The organism is Alkalihalobacillus sp. BA299 (assembly GCF_017745675.1).
Classification (GTDB): domain Bacteria; phylum Bacillota; class Bacilli; order Bacillales; family Bacillaceae_F; genus Alkalihalobacterium.
Map to the genome: position 1 here is coordinate 32,782 of NZ_JAFLJM010000021.1, position 25,697 is coordinate 58,478.

At 35.7% G+C, this 25,697-nt stretch carries 24 protein-coding genes and 2 pseudogenes; 6 read left to right on the top strand and 20 right to left on the bottom strand.

The genetic code is table 11. The annotated features are described in order from the left end of the window. Positions 1–66 precede the first annotated feature (66 nt). Positions 67–1,800, top strand: a complete 1,734-nt coding sequence (locus tag J0N78_RS21330; protein WP_209125139.1) for a methyl-accepting chemotaxis protein — start codon at positions 67–69, stop codon at positions 1,798–1,800. 233 nt (positions 1,801–2,033) lie between these two features. Here J0N78_RS21330 and betB read toward each other — a convergent pair whose 3' ends face one another. The 5 genes and pseudogenes from betB to J0N78_RS25970 all read right to left on the bottom strand — a co-directional run. Then, entirely contained in the window at positions 2,034–3,500 is a 1,467-nt protein-coding gene (betB, locus tag J0N78_RS21335; protein ID WP_209125140.1) for a betaine-aldehyde dehydrogenase, read from the bottom strand. 24 nt (positions 3,501–3,524) lie between these two features. Next, a complete protein-coding gene (locus tag J0N78_RS21340) occupies positions 3,525–3,881 on the bottom strand; it encodes a Rieske (2Fe-2S) protein (protein ID WP_247747471.1) in 357 nt (118 codons plus the stop codon). Next, complete coding sequence (locus tag J0N78_RS21345; protein WP_209125142.1) at positions 3,881–4,969, bottom strand: amidohydrolase family protein; 1,089 nt, start codon at positions 4,967–4,969, stop codon at positions 3,881–3,883. Before J0N78_RS21345 ends, J0N78_RS21340 begins: the two co-directional genes overlap by 1 nt. Before the next feature lie 1,075 nt (positions 4,970–6,044). Continuing rightward, a complete protein-coding gene (locus J0N78_RS21350; RefSeq protein WP_209125143.1) occupies positions 6,045–6,506 on the bottom strand; it encodes a TRAP transporter large permease subunit in 462 nt (153 codons plus the stop codon). A gap of 31 nt (positions 6,507–6,537) precedes the next feature. Further along, positions 6,538–6,812 (bottom strand): annotated as a pseudogene (locus tag J0N78_RS25970) (helix-turn-helix domain-containing protein); the annotation flags it as partial. A 343-nt stretch (positions 6,813–7,155) separates the two neighbouring features. Here J0N78_RS25970 and J0N78_RS21355 point away from each other — a divergent pair. Beyond that, positions 7,156–8,136, top strand: coding sequence for an aldo/keto reductase (locus tag J0N78_RS21355; RefSeq protein ID WP_209125144.1), 981 nt, complete (start codon positions 7,156–7,158; stop codon positions 8,134–8,136). Between the two features lie 311 nt (positions 8,137–8,447). On the opposite strand, the gene J0N78_RS21360 is transcribed toward J0N78_RS21355, so the two are convergent. The 12 genes from J0N78_RS21360 to J0N78_RS21415 all read right to left on the bottom strand — a co-directional run bounded on the left by J0N78_RS21360 (position 8,448) and on the right by J0N78_RS21415 (position 19,543). Continuing rightward, complete coding sequence (locus J0N78_RS21360; protein ID WP_209125145.1) at positions 8,448–9,089, bottom strand: bifunctional 4-hydroxy-2-oxoglutarate aldolase/2-dehydro-3-deoxy-phosphogluconate aldolase; 642 nt, start codon at positions 9,087–9,089, stop codon at positions 8,448–8,450. Positions 9,090–9,108: 19 nt separating this feature from the next. Continuing rightward, a complete protein-coding gene (locus J0N78_RS21365; RefSeq protein ID WP_209125146.1) occupies positions 9,109–10,062 on the bottom strand; it encodes a sugar kinase in 954 nt (317 codons plus the stop codon). 343 nt (positions 10,063–10,405) lie between these two features. Next, a complete protein-coding gene (locus J0N78_RS21370) occupies positions 10,406–11,680 on the bottom strand; it encodes a TRAP transporter large permease (protein ID WP_209125147.1) in 1,275 nt (424 codons plus the stop codon). Beyond that, positions 11,680–12,177, bottom strand: coding sequence for a TRAP transporter small permease (locus tag J0N78_RS21375; protein WP_209125148.1), 498 nt, complete (start codon positions 12,175–12,177; stop codon positions 11,680–11,682). Before J0N78_RS21375 ends, J0N78_RS21370 begins: the two co-directional genes overlap by 1 nt. 74 nt (positions 12,178–12,251) lie before the next feature. Then, positions 12,252–13,289 carry a TRAP transporter substrate-binding protein gene (locus J0N78_RS21380; RefSeq protein WP_209125149.1) on the bottom strand — a complete coding sequence of 346 codons (1,038 nt, stop codon included), beginning with the start codon at positions 13,287–13,289 and terminating at the stop codon, positions 12,252–12,254. A 156-nt stretch (positions 13,290–13,445) separates the two neighbouring features. Then, positions 13,446–14,699 carry an enolase C-terminal domain-like protein gene (locus J0N78_RS21385; RefSeq protein WP_209125150.1) on the bottom strand — a complete coding sequence of 418 codons (1,254 nt, stop codon included), beginning with the start codon at positions 14,697–14,699 and terminating at the stop codon, positions 13,446–13,448. 37 nt (positions 14,700–14,736) lie between these two features. After that, positions 14,737–15,492 (bottom strand): SDR family oxidoreductase, encoded by a 756-nt coding sequence (locus J0N78_RS21390; RefSeq protein ID WP_209125151.1) that lies wholly within the window; start codon positions 15,490–15,492, stop codon positions 14,737–14,739. Positions 15,493–15,507: 15 nt separating this feature from the next. Next, on the bottom strand, positions 15,508–16,521 hold the full coding sequence (locus tag J0N78_RS21395; RefSeq protein ID WP_209125152.1) for a zinc-dependent alcohol dehydrogenase: 1,014 nt from the start codon (positions 16,519–16,521) through the stop codon (positions 15,508–15,510). Between the two features lie 14 nt (positions 16,522–16,535). Next, positions 16,536–17,240, bottom strand: coding sequence for a GntR family transcriptional regulator (locus J0N78_RS26430; protein WP_209125153.1), 705 nt, complete (start codon positions 17,238–17,240; stop codon positions 16,536–16,538). Positions 17,241–18,484: 1,244 nt separating this feature from the next. Beyond that, positions 18,485–18,739, bottom strand: coding sequence for a DMT family transporter (locus J0N78_RS25985; protein ID WP_247747472.1), 255 nt, complete (start codon positions 18,737–18,739; stop codon positions 18,485–18,487). Positions 18,740–18,933: 194 nt separating this feature from the next. Continuing rightward, positions 18,934–19,074 (bottom strand): hypothetical protein, encoded by a 141-nt coding sequence (locus J0N78_RS21410; RefSeq protein WP_209125154.1) that lies wholly within the window; start codon positions 19,072–19,074, stop codon positions 18,934–18,936. Positions 19,075–19,177: 103 nt separating this feature from the next. Next, complete coding sequence (locus J0N78_RS21415; RefSeq protein ID WP_209125155.1) at positions 19,178–19,543, bottom strand: MFS transporter; 366 nt, start codon at positions 19,541–19,543, stop codon at positions 19,178–19,180. 146 nt (positions 19,544–19,689) lie between these two features. On the opposite strand from J0N78_RS21415, the pseudogene J0N78_RS21420 reads away from it, so the two are divergent. Then, a pseudogene (locus J0N78_RS21420) lies at positions 19,690–19,875 on the top strand (integrase core domain-containing protein); the annotation flags it as partial. 306 nt (positions 19,876–20,181) lie between these two features. Here J0N78_RS21420 and J0N78_RS21425 read toward each other — a convergent pair. After that, positions 20,182–20,838: a L,D-transpeptidase family protein gene (locus J0N78_RS21425; protein WP_209125157.1), complete on the bottom strand. Its 657-nt coding sequence runs from the start codon at positions 20,836–20,838 to the stop codon at positions 20,182–20,184. 167 nt (positions 20,839–21,005) lie between these two features. On the opposite strand from J0N78_RS21425, the gene J0N78_RS21430 reads away from it, so the two are divergent. From J0N78_RS21430 to J0N78_RS21440, 3 genes are all read left to right on the top strand, one after another. After that, a complete protein-coding gene (locus J0N78_RS21430) occupies positions 21,006–21,164 on the top strand; it encodes a hypothetical protein (protein ID WP_209125158.1) in 159 nt (52 codons plus the stop codon). Between the two features lie 51 nt (positions 21,165–21,215). Further along, entirely contained in the window at positions 21,216–21,842 is a 627-nt protein-coding gene (locus tag J0N78_RS21435; RefSeq protein ID WP_209125159.1) for a lysophospholipid acyltransferase family protein, read from the top strand. Positions 21,843–22,328: 486 nt separating this feature from the next. Continuing rightward, positions 22,329–22,715 carry a hypothetical protein gene (locus tag J0N78_RS21440; protein ID WP_209125160.1) on the top strand — a complete coding sequence of 129 codons (387 nt, stop codon included), beginning with the start codon at positions 22,329–22,331 and terminating at the stop codon, positions 22,713–22,715. A 927-nt stretch (positions 22,716–23,642) separates the two neighbouring features. Here J0N78_RS21440 and J0N78_RS21445 read toward each other — a convergent pair. Beyond that, entirely contained in the window at positions 23,643–24,116 is a 474-nt protein-coding gene (locus J0N78_RS21445) for a hypothetical protein (RefSeq protein WP_209125161.1), read from the bottom strand. A gap of 188 nt (positions 24,117–24,304) precedes the next feature. Then, entirely contained in the window at positions 24,305–25,255 is a 951-nt protein-coding gene (locus tag J0N78_RS21450) for a hypothetical protein (RefSeq protein ID WP_209125162.1), read from the bottom strand. Positions 25,256–25,697: the final 442 nt, after the last annotated feature.

A 25,697-nucleotide genomic window follows, 5' to 3' on the forward strand; every position in this document is an offset into this window, starting at 1 on the left:
TATATATCAGAAGCGGTTTAAAAATCTACGTTAAAACTTCAATAATATTACAAGGAAGGCGATTGAATGGCAACCAAAAAACAAAGCATCCGAAGAAAAATTATTTTAAGCATTTCAACTCTCATTATTTTGTTATTAGTAGCCAATGGATTCATTTGGTATGTAAGTATGAACCAATCCGTTGAGCACACAATCGGAAATTATAGTATCCATAGTGCTAGCTTAATTGGAGAAAATGTTGATGGTGATTTGTACGCTCAATTTTTAGATAATCCAGAAGAAACAGACGTATATTGGCAGCTCCGTGAGCAGTTAAATGATTATCGCGAAAAAATGGGTGCTCTATATGTGTATACGTTGGCTGTTGATGAAAATGAAAACGTTATGGTCATGGTCGATGGTTTCCCCGAAGGATCTGACTCTGCAGCACCAATTGGAGATCCGACGTCTGTGACATCGTTTGAGGACATTGCTCCAGTTTTATCAGGCGGAACCAATAGTACAGGAATTGTTCAGGATGATGTCTGGGGAGATTATCTATCCGCTTTTGCTCCAATTAAGGATTCAAACGGAAATGTACTTGGTGTACTAGGAGTTGAAATTGATGCCCAAACCGTGGGAAATATTAAAGGGGCAATTATTAAAGAAACTTTACCTACTACTCTTATTACAAATGTAATCATTATTACCGTTTCCTTTTCCTTATTATTTGTATTTATAACTAGGACATTTAGTCCATTACAACAGCTTGCTCAATCTGCAGAGTCGGTTGCTAAAGGGGATTTAACTCAGAAAAAGCAAAATTACAATAAGCCGGATGAAATTGGGCATATTTTTAAATCATTTACTTATATGGTCGATCAATTACGCACGATTATTGAGGGCGTAAAATCGACTACAGATAAGGTTGATCAAATGGCCCACCAGATTAAAGTGAATGCGACTGATATGCAGGAGCAAAATCATGCGGTTAGTATTGCGAGTAATGAAATTGCCCAAGGTAATGAACAAATTGCCCATTCAATGGAAAATACATCACAAGCCGTGCATGATTTAACATCGAAAATGGAAGGTGTTAGAAATTCAGTAAATGAACTAGACACGATTTCAAAAACAGTGACACAAACAGGACAGGAAAGCTACGGATCTTTGAAAAATTTCTTAAATCATAGCGAAGAAACGAAAACGAAATTAAATAGTATGAAATCAACTATGGATATTCTGGTCACCAAATCGATTGACACAGAAAATGTCGTCAATGAAATCGAGGCTATTGCAAGCCAAACCAACCTACTGGCTCTTAATGCTTCCATAGAGAGTGCGAGAGCTGGAGAAGCTGGAAAAGGGTTTGCTGTCGTAGCCAATGAGGTGAGAAAGCTAGCTGAGCAAACGTCTAATTCTACCCAAAATATTCAAGACATTATGCGTGATATTCAATCTGAAATAGAGAGCATGAAGAATGAATTAGAGGGCACGATACAAAAATATAATAAAGACTCTATTGAAATTGATACAGTCGCTAGTAATGTGTCAAATTTGCAACAAGTGACAGATCAATTGGAGCAAGTTCTATCTAAAGTTATTATGAATCTTGAAAGCATGGAAATTCATCAAGAGAAAATCAAAGAAGATGTCTTTAATGTATCCACTGCATCTGAAGAGACATCCGCATCCACCGAAGAAGTGACAGCAACGATTAATGAAGTTGGTGATCACCTCAATGCATTAGTAGCTGAAATAGCTGAGATTAATAACGAAGTAACAAAGCTGTTAGACGAAACGAATAAATTTAAACTATAGAGCAATACAGGTTCTACAAAATAGTGAACGGATCCCCTTTCAGTAGACAGTGTTGAAAGCTTAATCTCGAAGAAATTGAGCTACACTCATACTTTGAGGGGATTACACAAAAGTTAACAAACCAATAGATCTAACCCCAAATCCCTAACAAGATAACCCCTAAGGTGATATTGAATAACTATTATTTTTATGTAAAAAATAAGGCCAAAATAGATTGACCTTAATAATAGTCTTCAATCAAACCAGCGCAATGGTTTCGGATTAATATTCTGAAAAATATGTTTTACTTCTGTATATTCTTCTAAACCTGTTACACCTAACTCCCGACCAATCCCAGATTGCTTATATCCGCCCCACGGAGCTTGTGGAATATATGGATGGTAATCATTGATCCATGTGGTTCCCATGCGCAACTCTTTAACGATACGTTCTGCCCGATTCATATCTTGAGTCCAAACGGCACCTGCCAATCCATAGACACTGCTGTTGGCAATCTTGACCGCTTCTTCTTCTGTTTTGAATTTTTCAACTGTTGCTACCGGTCCGAACACTTCTTCCTGAACAATTCTCATGTTTGTGTGACAATTGGCGAAAATTGTGGGCTCCATGAAAAAACCATTTTTTAAATCAGGATTTAGACTCCGCTTGCCGCCAACCAATAACGCAGCACCTTCTTCAATCCCTATTTCAACATACTGTAAGATCTTATCTAAATGCTCTTTTGAAATGACTGGACCCATTTCTGTCTCTTTATCGAAACCGCTCCCCATATATATGCGCTTTACCTTTTCTACTAGCTTTTCAACGAATTGATCATGAATATATTCGTGTACAATCAATCTTGCTCCCGCTGAGCAAACTTGCCCTGCATGAAAGAACACCGCGTTCATGGCGTAGTCAATTGCCGTATCAAAATCTGCATCATCAAACACAATATTTGGGTTCTTTCCTCCTAATTCCAAAGAGATTTTTTTAAAATTACCTGAGGCTGCTTGCATAATCTTTCGTCCCGTAGTCCCTCCACCAGTGAAGGAAATGAGATCAACATCGTGACTGTTTGCTAATTCAGCACCAACTGACTGCCCTGATCCTAAAACAATATTTATAACCCCTTGAGGAAAACCAATCTCATCAAAGATTTCAGCGATTTTGATTGTCGTTAGCGGTGTGATTTCACTTGGTTTGAGAACAACAGTATTTCCAGCAGCAAGTGCTGGAGCTAATTTCCATGACGCCTGTAATAACGGATAGTTCCAAGGTGTAATTTGTCCGCACACACCTACTGGTTCCCGAACAATGCGGCTCGTTGTATCTGGAATCGGCGAATCGATGACATGACCGCCATCTTTATCTGCTAAGCCAGCATAGTATTGAAAAACAGCAGCGATTTCATCCATATCCGCTTTACTTTCCTCTAGGGTTTTTCCTGTATCAAGCGTCTCTAGCTCCGCAAGCTCTGTCTTGCATTTTTTTACTTTTTCAGCTACTTGATAGAGCATATAACCTCTTTGCGTTGCGGAAACGGACCGCCATTCCCCTTCATCAAATGCCTTTCTTGCAGCCTCAATCGCTCGATGTGCGTCGTCTTTGTTTCCTTCTGTTACAACAGCGATCACTTCTTGATTAAACGGATTAATGATTTCTCTTGTTTGACCAGTAGCGGAAGAAACCCATTTTCCATTAATGTACATTTTTTTCATTTGACACAGCTCCTTGTATTACGACTACTTATAAATAACCACTTCTTCATTTTCTACTTCAACCTTATAATTTTTCAGTTTAAACTTTGAATGAGCTAACATACAGCCTTTATTTTTAACGTCAAACTCTCGTCCATGCCATGGACAACGAAGAACTTCTCCTTCTTTCACATATTGATAATCTCCTAATCTATCTGTCTCAGCAGACGTTCCACATAACATTCCTTTAGAGAGTGGCGCCCCTTGATGGATACATCGATTAAGAAATGCATAAAATTCCCCGTCTAACGTACGACAAACGATAATACTCTTTTTCTCAAGCTTAGTCTCCTTAATTTCTCCTGGTTCTATATCACGCACATGACAAACGACTTTTTTCATCATACACTCTCCTTTCTAGCCTGAGGCAGCTTAGGATAGAAAGCTCTTGCATTATCTGAGAAAAGCTTTCGTTTTAACCCTTCATCAAGATTAGGCGGTAATGCTTCAAATGGTGAATCATAATCCCAGTGAGGATAGTCTGTCGAAAAGCAAATCAGCTCATCGGTCCCCATCTGATCAATTAATTGTAAAAATTCCTTCTTTGATAATTCTTCTAATGGTTGTGTAGTAAATCGAATATGCTCTTTAATAATGTCACTTGGCATTCGTTTAATCCAAGGTACCTCATGACGTAAATCTTTATATTGCTGATCCATCTTTCGCATTAAATGTGGAACATGTGTAAATCCACCTTCAATCATCATTAACTTCAGCTGTGGATATTTCTCAAAAACACCGTTAAAAACCATATTCGTAACTTGCATCATATGTGCCGCTGGAATAAGTGTGTGCCATTCAATAAAGTAACGCGGCCATTTCCCAAAGTAGATCGGAGGCTCATTATGATGCATACCTATCATTAATTGGTTACGCTCGGCAGCTTCAAAGATAGGATGATAGTACGGGTCGCCCCACATAAAGTCATCAATAGGCAAAAGTACCTGTACCATCTTAGGATGTGATCCTATTCGTTCAATTTCACGAACGGCCACTTGAGGATCCCCAGCTGCAATATGCACAGAACCATAAAGCCGCTCGTCTCTTTCAAGCCAATTTTCAATTTGCCAATCATTATAAGCTGAAGCTAGTGCCGCAGCCATCTCAAACCAACCATGCATTGATGATGGTGAAGGATCAAGCGCCCCTGTTAAGATCCCAATTTCATGACCGCATGCATCTAATAATTGTTCTCTCATAAAGTCTAAATCGGATCCAGCTGGACGCCCATCTGGAATTCTCGCATCTGCTCGGTCCACACCAGCAATCGCAGGCTGTACATAAGGCATATGCTTTTCTTGGATCCAACGGCAATCCGTAATATACTTTTTCCACGGATTATCTAAATACTTCAGTAAATCTTCATAAAGAACGCGCTCATGAATATCTGTATCTATTAAATTCAGCTTTGATTGTTTTTCTGTTGCCATGTTATCTTCCTCCTTATTTCAATCAACGAGGTCCTGTAGCTTTCCTCACTAACTTAAGAAAATCGTAACATGACAATGAAAATAGACACAAAGCGCATTATTCACCTTTAAGCGATATGAGCTTATTCAGTGAAGCTCAGTGAACATCAGTGAATGCCAGTGATAGTTTTTGAATTTTATCTATATTACTTTTCAAAAAGTTTCTCTAACTTTTTTAAATTATCGGGACTTTCCAGTAACGATGTTTTCCGGCAACTACCTCTTAAACGCAAAACAAAGAGCGAACGCCATATAAGAGTTCGCTCTTTCAAACTTAACCGATAGAACCTTCCATCTCAAATTTGATTAATTGTACGTAAAACAGCTTGAAATGATTAATAAAGAAATGGTGTCTTATTGAATTAACGCGCCCGTTAACGGAATAAAGTTGAATAACCAAAGCACCCTTACGATTTTATCCTGCATGCTTTAATCAAACGTTTAATTAAAAATATTTGATCATTTTTCACCTGTGTTGCTCCAAAAATTGTACTTTTTAATTGAATCATTTGACTTCTCCCTGTTTGACAATGTTCAATCCTAGTAATCTATCCGTTTTATTTAAAAAAGTCAAGTTTGATTGTGAGTAGAATAAGCAATTTTTTCGTGAAAAGCGATATCTAGATCAACTAGTCTTGACCATGTAGTTGAGTTTTTGCTTGCTTCTTGCTTAAATTGATCAACAATTACACTTAATTCTTCGATCTCCTCTTTAAGTCTTGAATTTGAATAACAATATCTTCGAAACCTCTTATCGTTTTTACTGTTTTAAGATTTAATCCAGGTTTTATAATGATTCACTTCCTTTTTAATAAATATAAAATCGAATTAAACATCAAGAAATTGAGCTCTTGTCAGTAAAATATGTGCACCCTTTTGCCTAAAAAGATAATAAACAAAATGCAAAGAATCAGCACACCCCATTTCCCCCCAGGTGCAGCGTGAGCAATTTCTGAAACAAATTGATTTCCTCCAACCCCAGAGAAAATCGCACCTAACACAATTAAAATTAATAGTAATGGGAGAATTATAGATTTTAAAGATAAAACTTTTCTGCCCATGTTGCCCGTTTATCTTTGGATAATGCAGGGGCGATCTCTTTATTAAGAAATGTACAAATTAATATATATAAGAGAAATAAGATAGATAGAAAAATACATACACTCAACCCACCAGAAAAAAGACTCATTACAGAAACCCCTGTTATCACTCCATATATTACCATATTTAAGCTCAGAGGTATGAGTTGACCTAATGTTCCCCCTGCCATGACTGAACCTAAACTTAATTTCTCCTGATAATTATATTTTAACAATTGATGTAATGCGATTAGTCCGAGCCCGATAACACCTGCTGCGACAACTCCTGAAATCGCACCAATAATTGCACCTACTACTATAGTTGCAATGGCTAACCCCCCGCGTAATCCACCAGACCATTTATACAAAGTATCATAAAGATCTGAAATAATATTTGATTTCTCTAATAAAATGGACATGAAAATGAATAAAGGAATTGCAATTAAAGTGTGACTCAGCTAATAACAAACGCCTAGCTTCCTGCAATCTCAATTGTTTTTGAAACTGAATCGGCTCATAGCAATTACCTCTTTAAAATTCCGATGAAGCGAAGCGACACTCATATTCGCTATTTCCGCTAGATCCTCTATTCGAAAGGACTTTTCATAGTTATGAATGATATGTTCGATTACGTTTTTAATTCGGATAGCATTGCTACCTTCTACCGCAATTTGCTCCAGTGCTTCCCCGTGCGGACCTTGTAAAACCCAATAAAGTATTGCTCGTTAACTCTAGAGATGGGTTCGGTGATAATGGATTCACGGATGAGAAATTATGATGGAATTGAGGATGGATGAACGCCATCCTGACCTGTATAACGCTCAATAAGTTTGCCCAATTCATGCTACTTGTCGATTTTCTCAGACATATCTTATTCTCCTTTTTCCTTCATCTTAGATGGTTTCATTTTACTTGATATTCTTTGAGCGAGAAAGGACTTTGATAGGATTAGGCAAAAAGTTGATACGAATGTGTTAAGGGTTTGTTTAACATTTGTGACATAATTAAAAGTGCAATAACCAAACTGAAATTGAAATGTGCTAATCAATGAAAGTGAGGGATAAATAAATGGAATATGTAAAACTAGGTAATACAGGATTGGATGTATCTAGATTTTGTCTTGGCTGTATGAGTTTTGGTGAAGCAGAAAAATGGATTCATCAATGGGTACTTAATGAAGAGCAAAGTCGCTCTATTATCAAAAAAGCACTTGATCTTGGAATCAATTTTTTTGATACGGCAAATGTGTATTCAATGGGAACTAGTGAAGAATTCCTTGGACGTGCTCTAAAGGAATATGCCAATCGAGATGAAGTTGTACTTGCAACGAAGGTTCACGGTCGTATGCATGAAGGTCCTAATGGTGCGGGTCTTTCCAAAAAAGCCATCATGAGTGAAATTGATAAGAGCCTTAAGAGGCTGGGAACGGATTATGTAGACCTTTATATCATCCACCGCTGGGACTACAATACCCCTATTGAAGAGACGATGGAAGCATTACATGATGTGGTGAAAGCTGGGAAGGCAAGATATATTGGTGCCTCTGCCATGTATGCATGGCAATTCCAAAAGGCATTACATGTAGCAGAGAAAAATGGTTGGACTCGCTTTGTAACGATGCAGAATCATTACAACCTCATTTACCGTGAAGAAGAGAGGGAAATGCTTCCTCTTTGTAAAGAAGAAAAAATCGGTGTGACTCCATATAGCCCGCTTGCATCAGGGAGATTGACTCGTGATTGGTCAGAAACAACGCACCGTTCCGAGACGGATCAAATTCAAAAATCTAAATATGATGCGACCGCTGATGCAGACCGATTAGTTGTAGAACGGGTTGCAGCAATCGCAGAAAAACATGGCGTTCCCCGTATCCATATCGCACTTGCTTGGTTACTGCGGAAAGAACCTGTAACAGCCCCTATTATCGGTGCTACGAAAATATCCCATCTCGAAGATGCCGTCGGTGGTCTATCGGTTAAGCTAACAGCTGAAGAAATTGCGATTCTCGAAGAACCATATATACCACATCCAATAGTTGGACATAATTAAACCCTTTGATTTTAGATAAAAGAAACCCAATTTTCTTAAAATGAAGATTGGGTTTTCTTAATATCTTGAGAATTCTTCCACTTGAACTAAGGGTTCGTTAGTGCAGTAAGCATCGCTTCACAAATGTGAAATAAATATAAGTGTTTATACAGGCTTACCCTTAAGTAATGATTCATTTTTTATCTAAACATTATTGTTAAATTGGTTTCGGCGATAATTTCCTGCCGCCTATATTCGAACGTTAATTCTATAGGTCCTATCCAGTTTGTGATAAGTTATCAGGAGGTGATTTTACATCAACTATTTGACGTTTACTGTTCTCTTGCTTCCCTTACAGCTTGTACAAATTGTTTTGCCTTTTCTGTTAACCTTCTACAATACTCTTCATTAACCGTTTCCTTTGTATTCACCAAAGTGCTCCCAACACCAGCTGCAACTGCACCCGCTTTGATATAGTCTCCGACATTATGTATATCAATTCCTCCTGTTGGCATTAATGGAATATGTGGAAGTGGACCTTGAATGTCCTTTAAGTATTTAGCACCTACTACACTAGCTGGGAACACTTTGATGATGTCTGCACCATGCTCATAACCCGTTAATATCTCCGTCGGCGTAAGTGCACCAGGTACACTGATCACTCCATATCGTTTAGTCATTTTAATCGTTTCCGGATTCACGGTTGGGGAAAATATAAACTTAGAACCTGCCATGATCGCAGCTCTTGCCGTTTCTGGGTCAAGAACCGTTCCTGCTCCAACAATCACTTGATCTCCCATTTCAGATGCCACTTTTTCTATTAACGTGATTACCTTTGGCGTCTCAACGGTAATTTCAATTCCTTTCACGCCACCCTCATATAGAGCTTTCGATATTGGTACTATATTATCAATAGTTGCTCCCCGAATGACTGCTACAATTCCACTTTCCTTTAATTCTTCTAGTATATTCATTTTAACCTCCATTTTTACTTTATCGTTGAATATCCTCGCGACTCAAATTATTTATAAATGCATCTAATTCCTCAATATCTGGTAATCCTTCAAAGTCTCCAGGGGTCATGGTAGCCAATGCACCAACAGCATTCCCTTTTCTTACAGCTTGATCAATTGGTAAATGTTCAAGAAGACCTGCAATTAGTCCAGCCGCAAATCCATCACCTGCGCCAACTGGATCAACGACACGATCTACTGAAAAACCTTCAATTAGCTCACTTTTTTCATTTGTAAAATAATAAGCACCTCGAGCTCCTACCTTTAGTATCACAAGCGATGCACCATGGTTTAAAAATAACTGTCCAAGCTTATCTGGATCTTCCTCATTAAACATAAACTTCCCTTCTTCCAAACCCGGCAGGATGATGTCAGCTTGTGCTGCAATTTCTAGTAACACTTTTCTAGCTCTATCCTCTGACCAAAGCTTACGACGAAGATTAGGGTCAAAAACAACCTTGATGTTATTTCGTTTTGCTAGATCTATTGCTTTTATCACTGTTTTGTAGCACGACTCACTTAACGCAGGTGTAATCCCAGTAAGGTGTAAATACTTTGCGGTTGCGATATATTCTTCATTTAAATCATCTTCAGTGAGTCGACTTGCTGCAGAGCCTTTACGATAATACTGAACCTGAACACGATCTCCACTTCTAATCTCTTTAAAATATAACCCTGTTGGTGCTTCCGGATCAAACTGAACCTGGCTAACATCCACACCTTCACCTCGAATAAAGGAATACATGGCCTTTCCCAATTCATCATTCCCAACTTTACTAATCCACCCTGTTTGATGACCTAAACGTGTTAAGCCGATTGCAACATTTGTTTCAGCACCGCCAAACTTTCTTGAATAACTTGACGCGTATCTCATAAATGGAGAGGATTCAGGCGTCAGTAAAACCATTGTCTCTCCTATTGTTACTACATCCATTTTTTTGCACTCCTTGCAATGAATTTGATTTGATTTGAACTTTAAATACAAAAACCTTTATACAGATTAGGTTGGGGATTCCCTGTCTAATAACAATATAAAGGAGAATAAGTCTTAATTAAATCAAGGCAATGTAGGAAGTTCAGGCAGCATTTCCACCTGTCTCCCCCAACTGCCACATTTCACAACTTGTGCCACTTTATAGTTGATTCAACGACGTAAACTTTACGTGAACCTTTACACTTTAATACTTTTTTATCCATATTTACTGAGGTTCTTTCTACATATATCCATAAAAATTCAAATGAATCTAAGGGGATGTTATCGTCATTCTTTAACCCTATTATTCAAAGAATTTCAACAACGATAATGATATATCTGGGATATAACTAAGCAAAAATACATTCACAATTAACACTATTAAGAATGGGATGAGCGGGCGCATAATCTGGTCAATCCTCAATTTACCTATCTGACAAGCCACAAACAAGTTAACACCCAATGGAGGTGTAACCATTCCCATTGCTAAGTTTACGATCATGATGATCCCGAAATGAACGGGCTCCATACCAAACTGAATTGCGATAGGAGTTAAGATTGGAGCAAGAATGACAATCGCTGCACCATTTTCAAAGAACATCCCTACAACAAATAGAATCAGATTTACTACGAGTAAAAAGATAATTACGTTATCCGTAAGTGATTGAAAATAATCTGATACCATTAAACCAAATTTTTCTTTTGTTAGAATCCAGTTAAAAATGCCCGATACTCCAATGATGATCATAACGATGGCAGAAGTGATAAACGAATCCCTTAATAATGGAACGATGTCGGCAATTGTGATTTCTCGGTACACTAATGTCCCCACAATAAACGCATAAACTACTGCGATTACGGCTGCTTCAGTAGGTGTAAATATACCACTGTAAATCCCACCTAATATGATAAATGGCATAATTAATGCCCATATCGCTTTTTTGAATGCAGCGAAACGCTGAGACCATGTACTTTTTTCACTACCTTGATACCCTTTTTTCTTACTAATAAAGTAAACTAGTACCATTAAAGAGAACCCAATCATGATTCCAGGAAGGATCCCCGCAATAAACATATCTCCTATTGAAACACCCGTCACGATCCCAAAAATGATCATCGCAACACTTGGGGGAATAATCATCCCTAATTCTCCGGAAACCGCTGCGGTAGCCCCAGCAAAACTACGGTCATACCCCTTTCTTACCATTGCCGGAATCATGATTGACCCTATTGCAGCTACAGTGGCAGCACTTGACCCAGAAATGGCCGCAAAAAACATCGAGGTCATGACCAACACCATGGCAAGCCCACCCGTTTTGTGGCCAATAAGAGAATCAGCAAAAGCTATTAGGCGTTTGGATAAACCTCCACGCTCCATAATACTTCCAGCTAAAATAAAAAACGGTATCGCCATAAGAGGAAAAGAATCTAACGTATTAAATACACGTTGAATAATGATAAACAGTGGGATACTCCCATCATATAAAATCCCAATAATAGAAGCTAACCCTATCGAAAGAGCAATTGGCAAACTCAATACCATAAAAACTAATAATAGAACAATTGTAACAACAGCCACTAGTTGACACCTCCTCTATCTTCAGGAATGTCAATCATAGTTGCCACAATATTTAATAACATTAACACCATTCCTATTGGAATAGCAGAATAAGGTACAGCCATTGAAATGCCTAGTGCTGGTGAAGTTTGGTGTGTGACTTCTAAGGTCATCATTAAACCATAAACAAAGAAAAATCCACAAAATATGATTGACAAAACTTGAACAGTATAATGAACGACTAATTTAGCTTTTTGGGGCAGGTAGTGCGGTAATACTTCTACAGCAATTAGCTGTCCTTTTTTTGAGGCATAGGCAACACCTAAGAAAACACCCCAAATCATTAAAAACCTAGATAATTCTTCAGACCAAGTAATAGAATCTTCAAGAATAAATCGAGCAAATACTTGACTGAAAATCACCAAAACCATCACGATAAGAAAAAGCGCCAATAGTATTGAAATAAGTTTATTCATCTTGTCTGTTATCCCTAGATAAACTTTACCCAACTTATGCATAAAATCCCCTCAGTAAAAAGATTTAGTTTGAGAGAGAGAGGAATCTCTAAAAAAGATCTCTCTCCCCATTAAAATTAGTTAACTGCTTCTAATATGGACTCTACTAGCTCCGGTCCAATCTTTTCTTTATATTGATCGTAAATAGGAAGTGCTGCTTCTTTAAATGCACTTTTTTGTTCACTTGTTAACTCTGTTACTTCCATGCCTACTTCTTTTAATTCCTTTAACTTTGTTTCATCTTCTTCTGTTACAAGTTGACGATTCAGCTCTGTTGCTTGTTTGATACCTTCATCTACAATAACTTTCAGATCATCTGGGAGACTATTATAAAAATCTTGATTCATTAATACAGCAATTGGACTGTAGATATGGCCAGTTACAGTTAAGTAATCCTGAACTTCATAGACCTTTTGGGAATGAATAATTCCTAATGGATTTTCTTGACCATCTAATGCCCCTTGTTGTAAAGAAACGAACACTTCTCCCCAAGCCATTGGAGTTGGATTAGCCCCCATTTGTTTCCAAGCAGCTACATGCATTTCATTTTCCATTGTACGTATTTTTAATCCCTTTAAATCTTCTGGTGTTTCTACCGGCTTTTGGCTGTTCGTTAAATTACGGAAGCCACTTTCCCACCATCCAAGACCTTTAAAATCAGCTTGATCGATTGAATTTAATAGTTCTGTTCCGAGTTCACTATCCAATACTTCATATGCTTGTTCTCTACTTTCAAACAAGAATGGTAAGTCAAAGATTGAAAGCTCAGGAACGAAAGCAGTTACAGGCGCAGTCGATGGTCCAGCCATTGTTACTGTTCCTACTTGAACACCCTCAATTAACTCTCTATCACTTCCCATTTGTCCGTTTGGAAAAATATCAACGGTGATTTGCTCGTTACTTTCCGTTTCTACATACTCCTTGAACGCTTCAAACGTTTTGTGTAAAGAGTGACCTTCATCTAAAACATGGCCTATTGAAATCTCATACGTTTCTTGATTCGTGATTCCTTCTTCCCCTGAGTTTCCCTCTTCCGTTTGGTTCGTCGCGCTATTACAACCTACAAGAGCTAAGAATAAGAAAAAGAGACAACTAACTTTAAAAATATTATTCATTCAAAATTCCTCCCTTTTATCTAACCTATTAAACTTCGTCATATATCTTCATGAGATCAAACAGTTTTGGTAGCGCATACAAAACGAGTTGATATTGTGGGATTAAGCCAGAAGTAAATAGCTGAATTCCGCACATATCTTTTCAGTTGTTAGTAATTAAGGCTTTACTGAAGTACCATCTGGAGTTCTGGCAAGAGTCCATTCCGGCAAACGTCCATGAGGCGGATACTTCATTGCTTCCTCTTCAATAAAATCAATTCCTAACCCAGGCTGATCGGTTACATTTGCGTACCCATCCTTCACGAATGGTCCACCTGGAAATACCTCTTTCAATGCATCATTCATCGGAGTCCATTCTTGAATCCCAAAGTTTGTTGCCGTGAAATCTAAGTGAATATTAGCTGCAGTTCCGATTGGGGAAAGATCACCCGGTCCATGCCAAGCCGTTCTTACACCGTATAATTCACCGAATGAAGCCAGTTTTCTCGCTGGTGTGATCCCACCAATTGCACTAACATGAGCTCGGATGTAATCAATCTGCTGGTTAGCTATCAGGCTCTTCCAGTCATTCGGATGACTAAATAACTCTCCCATCGCGATCGGCGTTGAAACTTGTTCTCTTAGCATTTTTAACCATTCTGTGTTCTCAGGAGAAAATGGATCTTCTAAGAAGAACAAATCATACTTCTCAAGCTTTTTGGCAAGTCTTATAGCTTCTATCGGAGTTACACGCTCATGGATGTCATGGATTAACTCCACACTATTTCCAAGTGACTCACGTAAATGCTGAAAGAGACTTTCAATCGTTTTTGCATACGCGTCAGGATCAAAGTATTGACCAGGTCTACGATTCTCAGGAGACCTTTTTCCGACCATATCTTGAGCCTTTTTCATTTTCATTGAGATTAACCCAATGTCTTCTGTTCCAGCTCCTCCATACATGCCCATTTGGCATCTCGCATACTGGAAGCCTTCACTCATAATAGCTCTTACACTTTCTTCTACTTCTTCTACTGTAGCTCCATCTGCATGACGGTAGAGGGCAATCCCATCTCTTGATTTTCCTCCCAGTAAATCATACACTGGTAGATCGGCAACCTTCCCCTTGATATCCCATAGAGCCATATCTATTCCAGAGAGAGCATTATTCATCACAGGTCCATTTCGCCAGTAAGCATTTACATTCGCACTTTGCCAAATATCTTCAATATTGGCAGGGTCTTTTCCAATTAGAAATGGTTTTAGGTAATTCTCAATAGCCTGTTTTACCGCGTAGATTCGTTGTGTAAAGGTTGCGCAACCTAATCCATATAAACCTTCTTTATTCGTCTTAATTCTAACGACTACTAAATCAATGTTATTTGGAGAGGTTAGAAATACTTCAACATCTTCAATTTTAAGGTTTCTCATTCTTACACTTCCTTTTATGAACAAATTGAACTTCTACTTATCTTCCTAGCCAACCACCATCAACAGCAAGGAGGTGTCCGTGTACATAATTCGCTGCGGATGAAGCTAAGAAAACAGCCGCACCTTTAAAGTCATCTGGACTTCCCCATCTACCAGCAGGAATTCTTTCTAAGATTTGTCTGCTTCTAACCGGGTCATTGATAAGAGCCGTATTCATGTCAGTAGCAATATAACCCGGAACGATAGCGTTTACATTTACCCCTTGTGAGGACCATTCATTCGCAAGAGCTTTTGTCAATTGCCCAACTGCCCCTTTAGCAGCTGTATAAGCAGGTACAGTAATTCCGCCTTGGAAAGATACTAGTGAAGCAATATTAATGATTTTTCCACTCTTCTGAGCTGTCATGATTTTTCCAGCTTCTTGGCAAAGGATCCATACTACTTTCAGATTTATGTTGAGCACTTCATCCCAATCGCTTTCGGGGAATTCAACAGCTGGGTGTCTGCGCTGAATTCCTGCATTATTAACAAGAATATCCACTGAACCCATCTTTGCTTTTACTTCAGGGATGACATTTCTTACACGGTCTAAATCATTTAAATCACATTCGAAAATTTCACACTTAACGCCTAATTTCTCAATCTCTTGCTTCGTTTCTTCGTTATCCGAACGTTGTAAAAGTGCAATATTTGCTCCTTGCTCAGCAAGCCCAATCGCAATTGATTTCCCAATCCCTCTTGTTCCACCTGTAACCACTGCTACTTGATCTTTCAAATTAAATGATAAACTCAAAATTTCGTCCTCCTCTTAAGAATAAAATAATATTTTCATAGAGTCTGAAGTTAGATCCTCCATAAGTTGAAACCCTTTTTCAAATTCATCTAATGAGAGTTTATGTGAGATTAAAGCAGAAACATCAACCTCACCGGCACCCATCATCGTGATCGCTTTTTGGAAATCTTCCGTTGTAAAACAACGCGTAGTATTCATCGAGATCTCTCTAAAATGCATTTTGGCTAAGTTGATCTCTGGAGGTTTTTTATAAACGCTTACAACTACAATTTCACCTTGAGATCTAATTGCATCGATCATCTGGTTAGCTGTCATTTGATTTCCAGCTACTTCAAAGACTACATCTGCCCCTACACCAAAGGTAGATTCTTTCGCCACTTCTACGATGTCATTTTTCAAAGCATTGACTGCATGAAACCCGTATTTCTCCGCTAAGTTCAAGCGATATTCACTCACATCTGAGATGATAACTTTCGCTGCTCCGGCTTTTTGAGCGATAATTCCAATTAGAAGTCCAATTGGACCAGCACCTAAAATGACAACTGTATCGCCAACCTTTAGCTTTGAACGTCGAACCGTGTGAATCGCAACGGCTAGTGGCTCCAATAATGCGGCATCTTCGTCACTTGTTGACTCTGGTAACGGATACAAATTTTCGATTGGGACGCTTACTAGACTAGCAAAACCACCATTTGTGTCAATTCCCAAATATTTTAGATTATCACAAATATGTTGTTGGCCCGATCGACATGTAACACACTTCCCGCAATGAATTAATGGGTTAATTGCTACACGATCACCTACTTTTAATTTCTCATCAGGACCAATTTGTGTAATGCTCCCTGAAAACTCATGTCCCATGATTAAAGGAGCAGCTGCTCTAGGGTGCAGCCCTGAATAAATCATCATGTCGGTACCACAAATTCCAGCATAAGAGACCTTTACTAATGCCTCCCTATTTTTAATAGATGGTAAAGGAACCTCAGCAACTTCTAGTTGTTTAGCTCCTTGGTATAGACCTGCTTTCATTTCCAACCTCCTTCCTAAACATTTGTTGTTGACTTATTAGTGAAAATACTAGCAATGACTGTTTTTCTTGTATCCTCAAAGTGTACTTTCAATGCTTCTTCGATTTTTTCATGATCATTATTTTTCATTGCTTCTACAATGTCTAGATGTTCTTTAACAAGAAAGTCGATTTGATCTTTTTCCATTGCAATTCTTTTTTCTGTTGCAATAAGGAGTGCTGTAATGACTAGATTTTTTATCCCTTTCCAGACGTGTAAAAATCGTTTATGATTACTTGCTTCAATAATTGCTTCGTGAAAAGCAATATCCTGGACAGAAAGCTCGATAAAATCACTTTGAATAGCAGAAATATGCATTTTTTCCAATGTATATTTCAAAAAAGCATATAAAGAGTCATTGGCATTTTTCGCACATTCTTTCATACAAAAGCTTTCAAGAAAAAATCGAACATCATTAATTTCTTCCATATCTTTTTCAGATAAACCAATGATGACAGCACCCATTCTCTCTAAACTAATAAGACCCTCATTCTGCAGAATACGTAATGCTTCTCTTGCAGGCGATCTACTAGAATCGTATGTCTTTGCTACAGAATTTTCAGAGATGGTCTCACCAGGCTTTAACTTACCCGATATAATTTCAAATCTTAAAAGACTAGCTATCTCTTCCCCCTTTGATGAGGAAGGTAATCGATCGATTGGAAAACTAATTGCTCTCACCTCTCCACTAACTTGTATACAACGTACACAAAGAATACCACGAATACATATTTCTTGTAAACGGTTTCTTTTAAATTTGTTAGACTTTTTTAATAACTTTTGTTTTCTTGTAAGACAAGGGACAGGTCCCTCGTCCCCTTCTTAACGAACACAATGAATTATACTCTTATCAAATGCCTTACACTCAGCCATCCAATCTTTTAGATGGCAGGCACCACATCTACCTGACCGGTTTGAGCACAACTTAGATTGGGTTTTGTTCTTAAAAACCTGGAAATTGTCTTTTACTCTGCATTCCTTATAACGAAAATGTCGTCAAAAAAGCAAAAAAGGACCCCCGTATGTAAATTTTTGTTTAAAATTTTTTTAATCTAGACTAAATTTTATGCTGTTTTATCAGCTGGCTTAGGGGTTACTATAAACCCTTGAGTCTCTATTTTCCCACTAAATAATTTAGTTTTTATAAGGCTGTTTAGGTAAATACTGATCTCCTAGTTCCTCATACAAAATCTTTTCTTTTAGCGTATGATAAATAATTCGCAGGATAAGATGGAGCAGTTGCCATGGTTGCTTTTCTCTATCCTCTTCGCTTTTGAACTCGATAAAAGAAAGAGGCAAGGCGAGTTACTTTTGTCATACTTGCAGCCCACGCTGCTTGACAAAGTACAGGCTTCAATCCCTTAGTTCCTTTCGTTATTTTTGAACTCTTTTTCGTCGTCGAAAGTTTGAATTTCTTGTTTAGGTTTTTTTTCTAACGGACCATACATAACACAAGCTATAACAGTTTCTTGATGGACATCAAGTCCAGCACAGCGTTCAATAATAGCGCCTGATTACTGAACAAGAAAAAAATCCTGCATATTGACACAGGATTTTTGATTAAACTTTATTAAAAACGATCAGACTTTTTTATAAATAACGATCTTTATTAAAACAGGTAGTTTATAATGAAAACGATTCATAGTTAATATTTGCAAAAAGGGTAAATAACAAATTAATGCTATTCACCCTTAATGTAAATTATATTTAATTAAGATACATCTCTTTTGTCTAAGATACAACTTTTTTGTTTAGGATACATATTTTTTGTTACCTTGTAGATTTAAAATAAAGTTTGAGCAAAATGGATTTCTTTTTTTAGAACACACGTATGATTTTTATAAAAAAGTTTGATTATTTTTCATACTTTTTATTGAAAATTATTTTTATTTCTTGAAGCGCATTACTAGTTTAAGTAAACAGACTTACGCCTTCTCTAAACTTCTTACTTTTTTTGGAGAATAACTAATCCCCACAAACACTAGAAAAGTTCCAAGAAGCTGATAGGCATCAGGACGGTAGTTCAAAATAGTCACATCCAGTAAGATTACGATAATCGGATCAACAAAGACTAAAATAGTAATTATTTGAGCCTTTAATTCACGTAAACTGCTGAAAAATAAGTAAAACACAAATCCTGTATGAATAAATCCTATAATAAATATATTACCAATTTTCAAAGGTAAGATTCACAAAGTTTGACCAGTCCACTAATGGAATCAATAATAAAACACCTAGACTTGTTTGAATAACAGTTGTTAACAATGGACTAAGCATTTGAATTCCCTTTCCTGTGATTGAAGTAAGAGCATAGAAGAATACTGCTGCAAACGCCCATAGAACACCAGTTGATAAACAATATTTACCAATAATATTAAGAGCCCATCTTTCCTACCTTAATAATATATACCATATATAAAAAAGATGCAGCCACCAATAATGGTAACGGTTTATATCGATCTAATATTTTACCAAACGTTAAAAACACAAGTCCTTCCAAAGCCGTTGCAGTCATCCATGCGAGTCCAATGATCTGCTTAGATGCACCTAATGTAGCAGATAAATCGTTAGTAAATTTAGATTTAATTGATGTGGGATTGAGATAATGAGAACGAATATTAAAAACAAAAGAAATTTAACATTTTTAAGTAAATAAAGGTTGTATAGAAGCCATTTACCATATACACCCCTATGCATAATGCCGTACTACATACCGCTAACAATAGAATCGTTCGTCTAATAGAATTTAGACGATCAGCGACAATACCCCAAAAAGGTTGTCCAAATATGGATACAAATGGACCAACTGCCAATATAAAACCTATTTTCTTTGTATTTAATCCTCTCTCATGAAAATACAAAGGAAGATAAGATAAAATAATGCAATAGCTTGCCCAGAAAAAAAAATTTTGCCCTCGAATATAAATGAGAGATTTTCCCTTTGGTTTTTGTAATTGACTTATAGAATGTTGAACTTCTAACATCCTTTCACCAGACCTTCAAATAGTTTTTTTAATGCTTTAAAGTTCAACCCTGGGTTTTATATTCCTTTTTGGACGTTTTCTCATTCTGTAAAATCAAAAGTTACATGTAGCCTATTACCACTCAGGCTGAATTACTCGGTCTCAACCGATCAAGCTTGGATGGGAAAGGTCGAGCACTTGATAACATCATGATTGAGCGATTCTGGCGAACAATCAAGTATGAAGAAATCTATTTAAAAGACTACGAAACTCCAAGAGAAGCAAGAAGAGAGATTCATCATTTTATTGACTTCTATAATCATGAACGCCCCCACCAATCAGAAAAAGTGTAACAGCCACTTATCGCCCCAATGAGCACCTCTAGCTCTAGGTTAGATTACGGTCAAGTGTAAGTTCTAACCCACCTTAAAAGATTATTGTTTCGTCTCATGCCAAAGATATCTACAAGTTGTTGAGTTCTTCTGCCGACACGAAAAGTATTCGTTAACCAATTTATCACTATAAAGCCCCCTTTTTTAATTAGTTAAAAGTTAAAACAAAAGAAACCGATTTAACTATAACTATTTTCGTTCAATTATGGGTTATTATCCGAGGTTATCTCATCCATTTTTTTATTCGAACCAAATAGTTAAGGGAAGTTATTCTAATAACCCTAAGTGAATATAATCTCTTTTACTAATCCCTCCTGTAATTGGTATTCCCTCATCTTTTTGAAACTCTTTTACTGCTCGTTCTGTTTTTGAATCAAATATTCCATTAACATCCTCATCATAGTATCCAGCAGCTTTTAATCTCATTTGAACAAGATAGACAAGAACGCCTTTTGAATTTTTGCTTAATCTTTTATATTCTGCATCTCCGCTTCCCATGATGGGTCCATTAATATGAACGGGTGTTCCTACTGGTACTAATTCATATAATTCTTCAACATCCGAATTTTTCATTCGTATGCAACCACTACTAACCTTTGTACCAACTAACCAAGGCTTATTTGTTCCGTGTATTCCAAAATCGCCCCAAGGAACATTTAGACCTAACCACCTTGTTCCAAAGCCACCTCCCCAGTTTTTAGCTTTATAAATGACTTTAAAATGTCCTATGGGTGTTTGTTTATGATCCGTTCCAGGTGAAATAGAAAACGACTTTACTACCTTATGTCCATTCAATAGATAAAGTTCGTTTTTCCATAAATCAACATGTATATATGGCATACTTTCATCTATGGCATGTCCAGAAGAAGGGAGTATAAATGCACTAATTAGAAAAGTGAAAAATAGTATATAAAGAAATCTCAAAATTCTTCACCTCAGCTATACAAGATCCTTTTATGTAATAAGCACTTTAATGTTGTTTGTAAATGCTTGAATATTTATTCACAATTAATTTTAAAATTAATGAATAATAACTGTAAAAAATTAGGATTATATCAAGTAAAAAAATTAACATTTTTAAGGAGGTTATAATGGTTACGAATTATACAGTTTTTGTACCAACCGAAGTAAAACGTAAACAAGAAAAATATAATATGGAAGAGCTTTTTAAAAATCCTCTCATTCATCGTCAAATTAGTGGAGATGAAATTTATATTCCATTAGATACGAAAAGGTTGTGGGGCTTTTAACTTTTTGATTAAAAGTTTTAGGTTAAATAAATATAAAGGTGAAGATAGCCGATGCTTTTTCTGGTTTTAAGGATGATTGTAAAACTTTATATACGGGTAAAATTTAATATTAAGGTAATTGGATTAGAAAACGTTCCGAAGAAAGGTTCGCTCATAATTGCTTCTAATCATGTCAGCAATTATGATCCTATTATTTTAATGTGTTTGTTAAACAGAAAGGTTCACTTTTTAGCTAAACAAGAGCTATTTAAATTTCCGATAACCAATTGGTTTTTTAAAAAGGTTCACGCCATTCCTGTCAATCGGAAAACGGGCATAGTTATTCGTGCTGTCAGACATTCGCTATCGGTACTAAAAGAAGAAAAAGTATTAGGAATTTTTCCTGAAGGTACGAGGTGTAAAAATAGTAAGAAAACTAAGCCGAAAAGAGGAGTAGGTTTTTTTGCATATAAGAGTGAATCGCCTATTTTACCAATTGCACTAGTTGGAGTAGAAAAAGAAAAAGGGTTACGACATCCAATAAAAGTTGTGATTGGACCGATAATGAAAGTGGATGAGTTGGTTCTAATGAATTACTCAAAAGTTGCCCAATTAGTTATGAAAGAAATTACAGACATGAAAAATCTATATGAAAAAGACAATAATGAATTACCATACATTACCCAATTCAGTAAATAATATCTTAATAATATTAAGCAATGAATTAGCCGAGCAACTATATTAGGGTTGCTCCTGTTTCTATTGTTCTTAAATGGGTGCTTATGTTGAATAAGATCAACTAACAAAACAAAATCATTTGCTACACAGTACAACGATACTGGTAATTGAATAAGTGTCAAAGAGACGATTACATTCAAAGTGATCGTCTCTTCGTATTTGACTAAATACTGTGCAACTAATAAAGTGCGGTTTGAATAACCTATGATTTTTTAATTGGGTATTTATGTTAAAATGTAATTGACTTTGTGAAATATTGTACTTAAAGTAACGAGGCAGGTTAGTTGAACAAGGATTGAAACCCTATTGATGGGTTAATTTGGCAAGGCGTCGATTGAAACATCATTGGTTCGGGAAACGTATAAAAAGAAACTCTAAAAAAGGAATTGAGGAACATTGACGGAGTATTTCTTTTTATTGATCTTGTCATTCATAATGCTTGTGGGGATGTCAGCTTATCTTTGGTATTTATACAAACTGAAAAAGAAAAGTGGAGATTCATATAAGATAGAAATCAAGAATATTCTTGCCTTAGTCTTTTTTATTCTTCTATCTGGGGCTCTATTCGTTCACTTTTTGTTGGATTTGCCAAACGTGTTGGCTAATAAAACGGAACAATATAAAGGGAACTGTGAAGTTTGGGTATTTGAAAGTGCAAGGGGAGGACATACTTCTGTGGAATTTGAAAACCATAACATTATGTTTCCTGAAAATTATCAAGGGGCAGAGGAAGGCAGCTACTATTGTGAAGTTGAATATTATCCGCGAACCGAAACGGGTAAGTCATTGAAACTTTATGAAACAAAGGGTGGAGAATTATTAAGTTCAAAATAAGTTTCATCTTCAACTATCGGAAGCGATTGTTTAACAAAGGCATAGTTGAACAAGAATTTATTTTTTGATGAAGTAGAATAACTATTAAAAATAGGATTTTGAGGTAGGTGGAAAAATGATATGGATGTATGTAGGAATAGTAATCATTTTAATATTAGGTGCTTTCCTAATAATTTTTGGGTTTAAATTTACTAAAGAGAAACATAAAAAAGCAGAATATATAGACAATACTGCCGTGTACAATGCTGGGATAGTGGAAACAATCGTACTATTTTTACTATCTTTTATACTCAAGTTTATTCCATATTGGTTAATGAAAGTTATTTTAATTTTAATGGGTTTATCGTTAATTATTTTTGGAGTTTTTCTTCTTGCCACATAAATAAGTTGGAATAGTGAGGAAATCTGTTATTGAACAAACGGGGGCTTATGTTGAAGAAGATCAACTAATAAAATCTTTTGTTTCACAGTACAACGATACTATTCAATAGAAATTGATATTCCACAATTGGCGCGATCGAGGAAGACCAAAGCCTAATTCCTCGCTAAAGATAAGGAGGATTAGGCTTTTTCACTTAAAATCGTTGACGTTCTTCTATTGGTAAACATGTTGACATCAAGTGGTAAATTTCGTGGCAAGTGCTGGTAAAAAACATGGCAGAGATGGTACATTCTTGTGGCTGTAATCAATTAAACTTCAACTATATTAAATCATTGGTAAATAAGGTAGTCAAAAAACTGTTTATAACATATTTTTCCTCACATGCTTTTCTTAATAAATTGATAACCCCTTCTTTTTTCTTAGTAAATACTCATATACTTTACTTAAGTATTAATTCGTTATGCGAAATAATAATATTGCCATTGAAGTTAACTTCAATGGCCTTAGTTTGATGAATGTAATGGACAATAAATTAGAATTCCTAATTATTCAGAGTTATTATTTTTCTGTCCCTTTATATGATTAATAGCAGTATGAGCTGCATTAATGTTAAAACATTGAAAGAGATTATAAATAAAACTTTTTAGTTCAATTAAAGAGTGTATTACAAAAGTAACATACACTGCTATTAAAAATGATGTTATACCTTCATTTAATTTATTCGATAAAAATTGTAGATGCCATTCCTTGGACATATTTTTAAAAATTAATAGCGCTAATAAGTTAAAGATAATCAATATTAAATATAACAAACTCAAACCTAAAAAGTAGTAATTATATTCCGCAAACCTACTTCTTTCCTTTGAATCCATTGAAATAAGTGTAATCAATGTCTCTCCGTTGACCAAAGCCTGAAATATCGCATAACCTGTAATTATTACTGCAAATGTAGGTATAACAATCTCATTTACTTCTTTAACGAAGTCTCTATAACTTTCTATTGCATTAATATTTTCCATAAAATAAAACTTTAAAAAAAGAAAGGCTATAATTCCAAATATCAATAAAAATATTGTTCTTTTCTGAGAAGGTAGAACTAACCTTAGACTCCTTTTAAATAATTTATACGAGGATGTGTTTATGTCTGTTAGCAAACTCCTAGTATTTTTGCTAAAATTATCACTTTTATCTGTGCTCATTATATCACCTATTTACTTAGGTATTTATAATACAATTTTTCAATGGCTCCAAAAAACTTATCATATATTCTTTTATTTCCTTCACTAATTTCATTAAATTCTTGTTTATTTATAACCTTTCCAGCGATGTTATCAATGTTTTCATCAAATGATTCATCATCATCTAGAGATATATCCATTTCTTCAGTAAAAGAGTCATCTTTAAGAGTTTTCCTTGATCCATCTTTATATTTTACTCTTATTGACGGTTTAACCAAACCCTTAGTATCATCTAATATTTCAGCAACTTTATTCTTATTATCCGGTGTATTTATTTGAACAGAACCACTACCACTTTCTACATCATCCAATATTTCAGTAAGATGAATGAACGTATCATTGTTTGATATATCTCCATTTAAAGGGTAAAATCTAAGAGTTACATTTTGAATTTTTGCAACTTTCTTCAATTCCTCTTTAATAACGCCCTCAAATGGTATAGCTACAATATTTAAGTGTACTGAAGGCAATTTCTCTTCTTTATCATTAACTTTTTCGTTATATAACCGAATATAAGATTGAAGTAAATGCTTTGATGTAGATGAAAAATTAGCCAAAGTTGGACTACCCTTTTGGTTTTTCACTAATACCATTCTATGGTTTTTTAAGTTAATTAAGAAGTATGAATATGGGTCAGATGGATAAATTTCATGAGTTCTTGTTAGCCCTTCACCTTCTCTATAAATTGATTTCACCTCTAATTTTGTCCTCTTTATCAATAATCCGGCTAACACAAATTCCCCCTTTGTCATTAGGATCTTTATATTCTCAAAAAAATAAGTAGATCCCTTATTTTCCCTAATAATATCCTGTTGAAATGCAGGCAAAATAATATCCTCAAAGTGTTCAAGCATAGGTTCATTATCTTTTCCAAAAGTACAATTAAAATTAGCAATAGAAAGTTTTTTATTTTCTAGCATTAAAGCTTATCCCCCGTTAATTTAACATATTTAACCTTACACTTTTTCATAATAGAGCTTTTAAGTGAAGGTTAACTTATCCAAAAATTAAAATATTTATAAAATAGATAAAAGATCAATACTAATTTTTAAATAAGTTAGTAAAATAAAAAAAGTTTATTTATCTAATAATATAAGGCATTAAATCGTAATTAAGTTTGCTTAAATCACATGTATAATAATTACAAGTTGGAAATTTACAATATTTTAAAAAATAAAAAACCTTAATACAGAAAGCTTATCTCTGTATCAAGGTAAAATTTTAATGACTTATTAACTTATTCTTAAGTGGACCAATAGTTGAGACAAAATTAATTATAAGTCATAATCACTTATCAACAGTTTCCAACTTTGTTTTAATGTTTCAAATTTTATTTTAATGTTTCCAACTTTATTTTAAAAA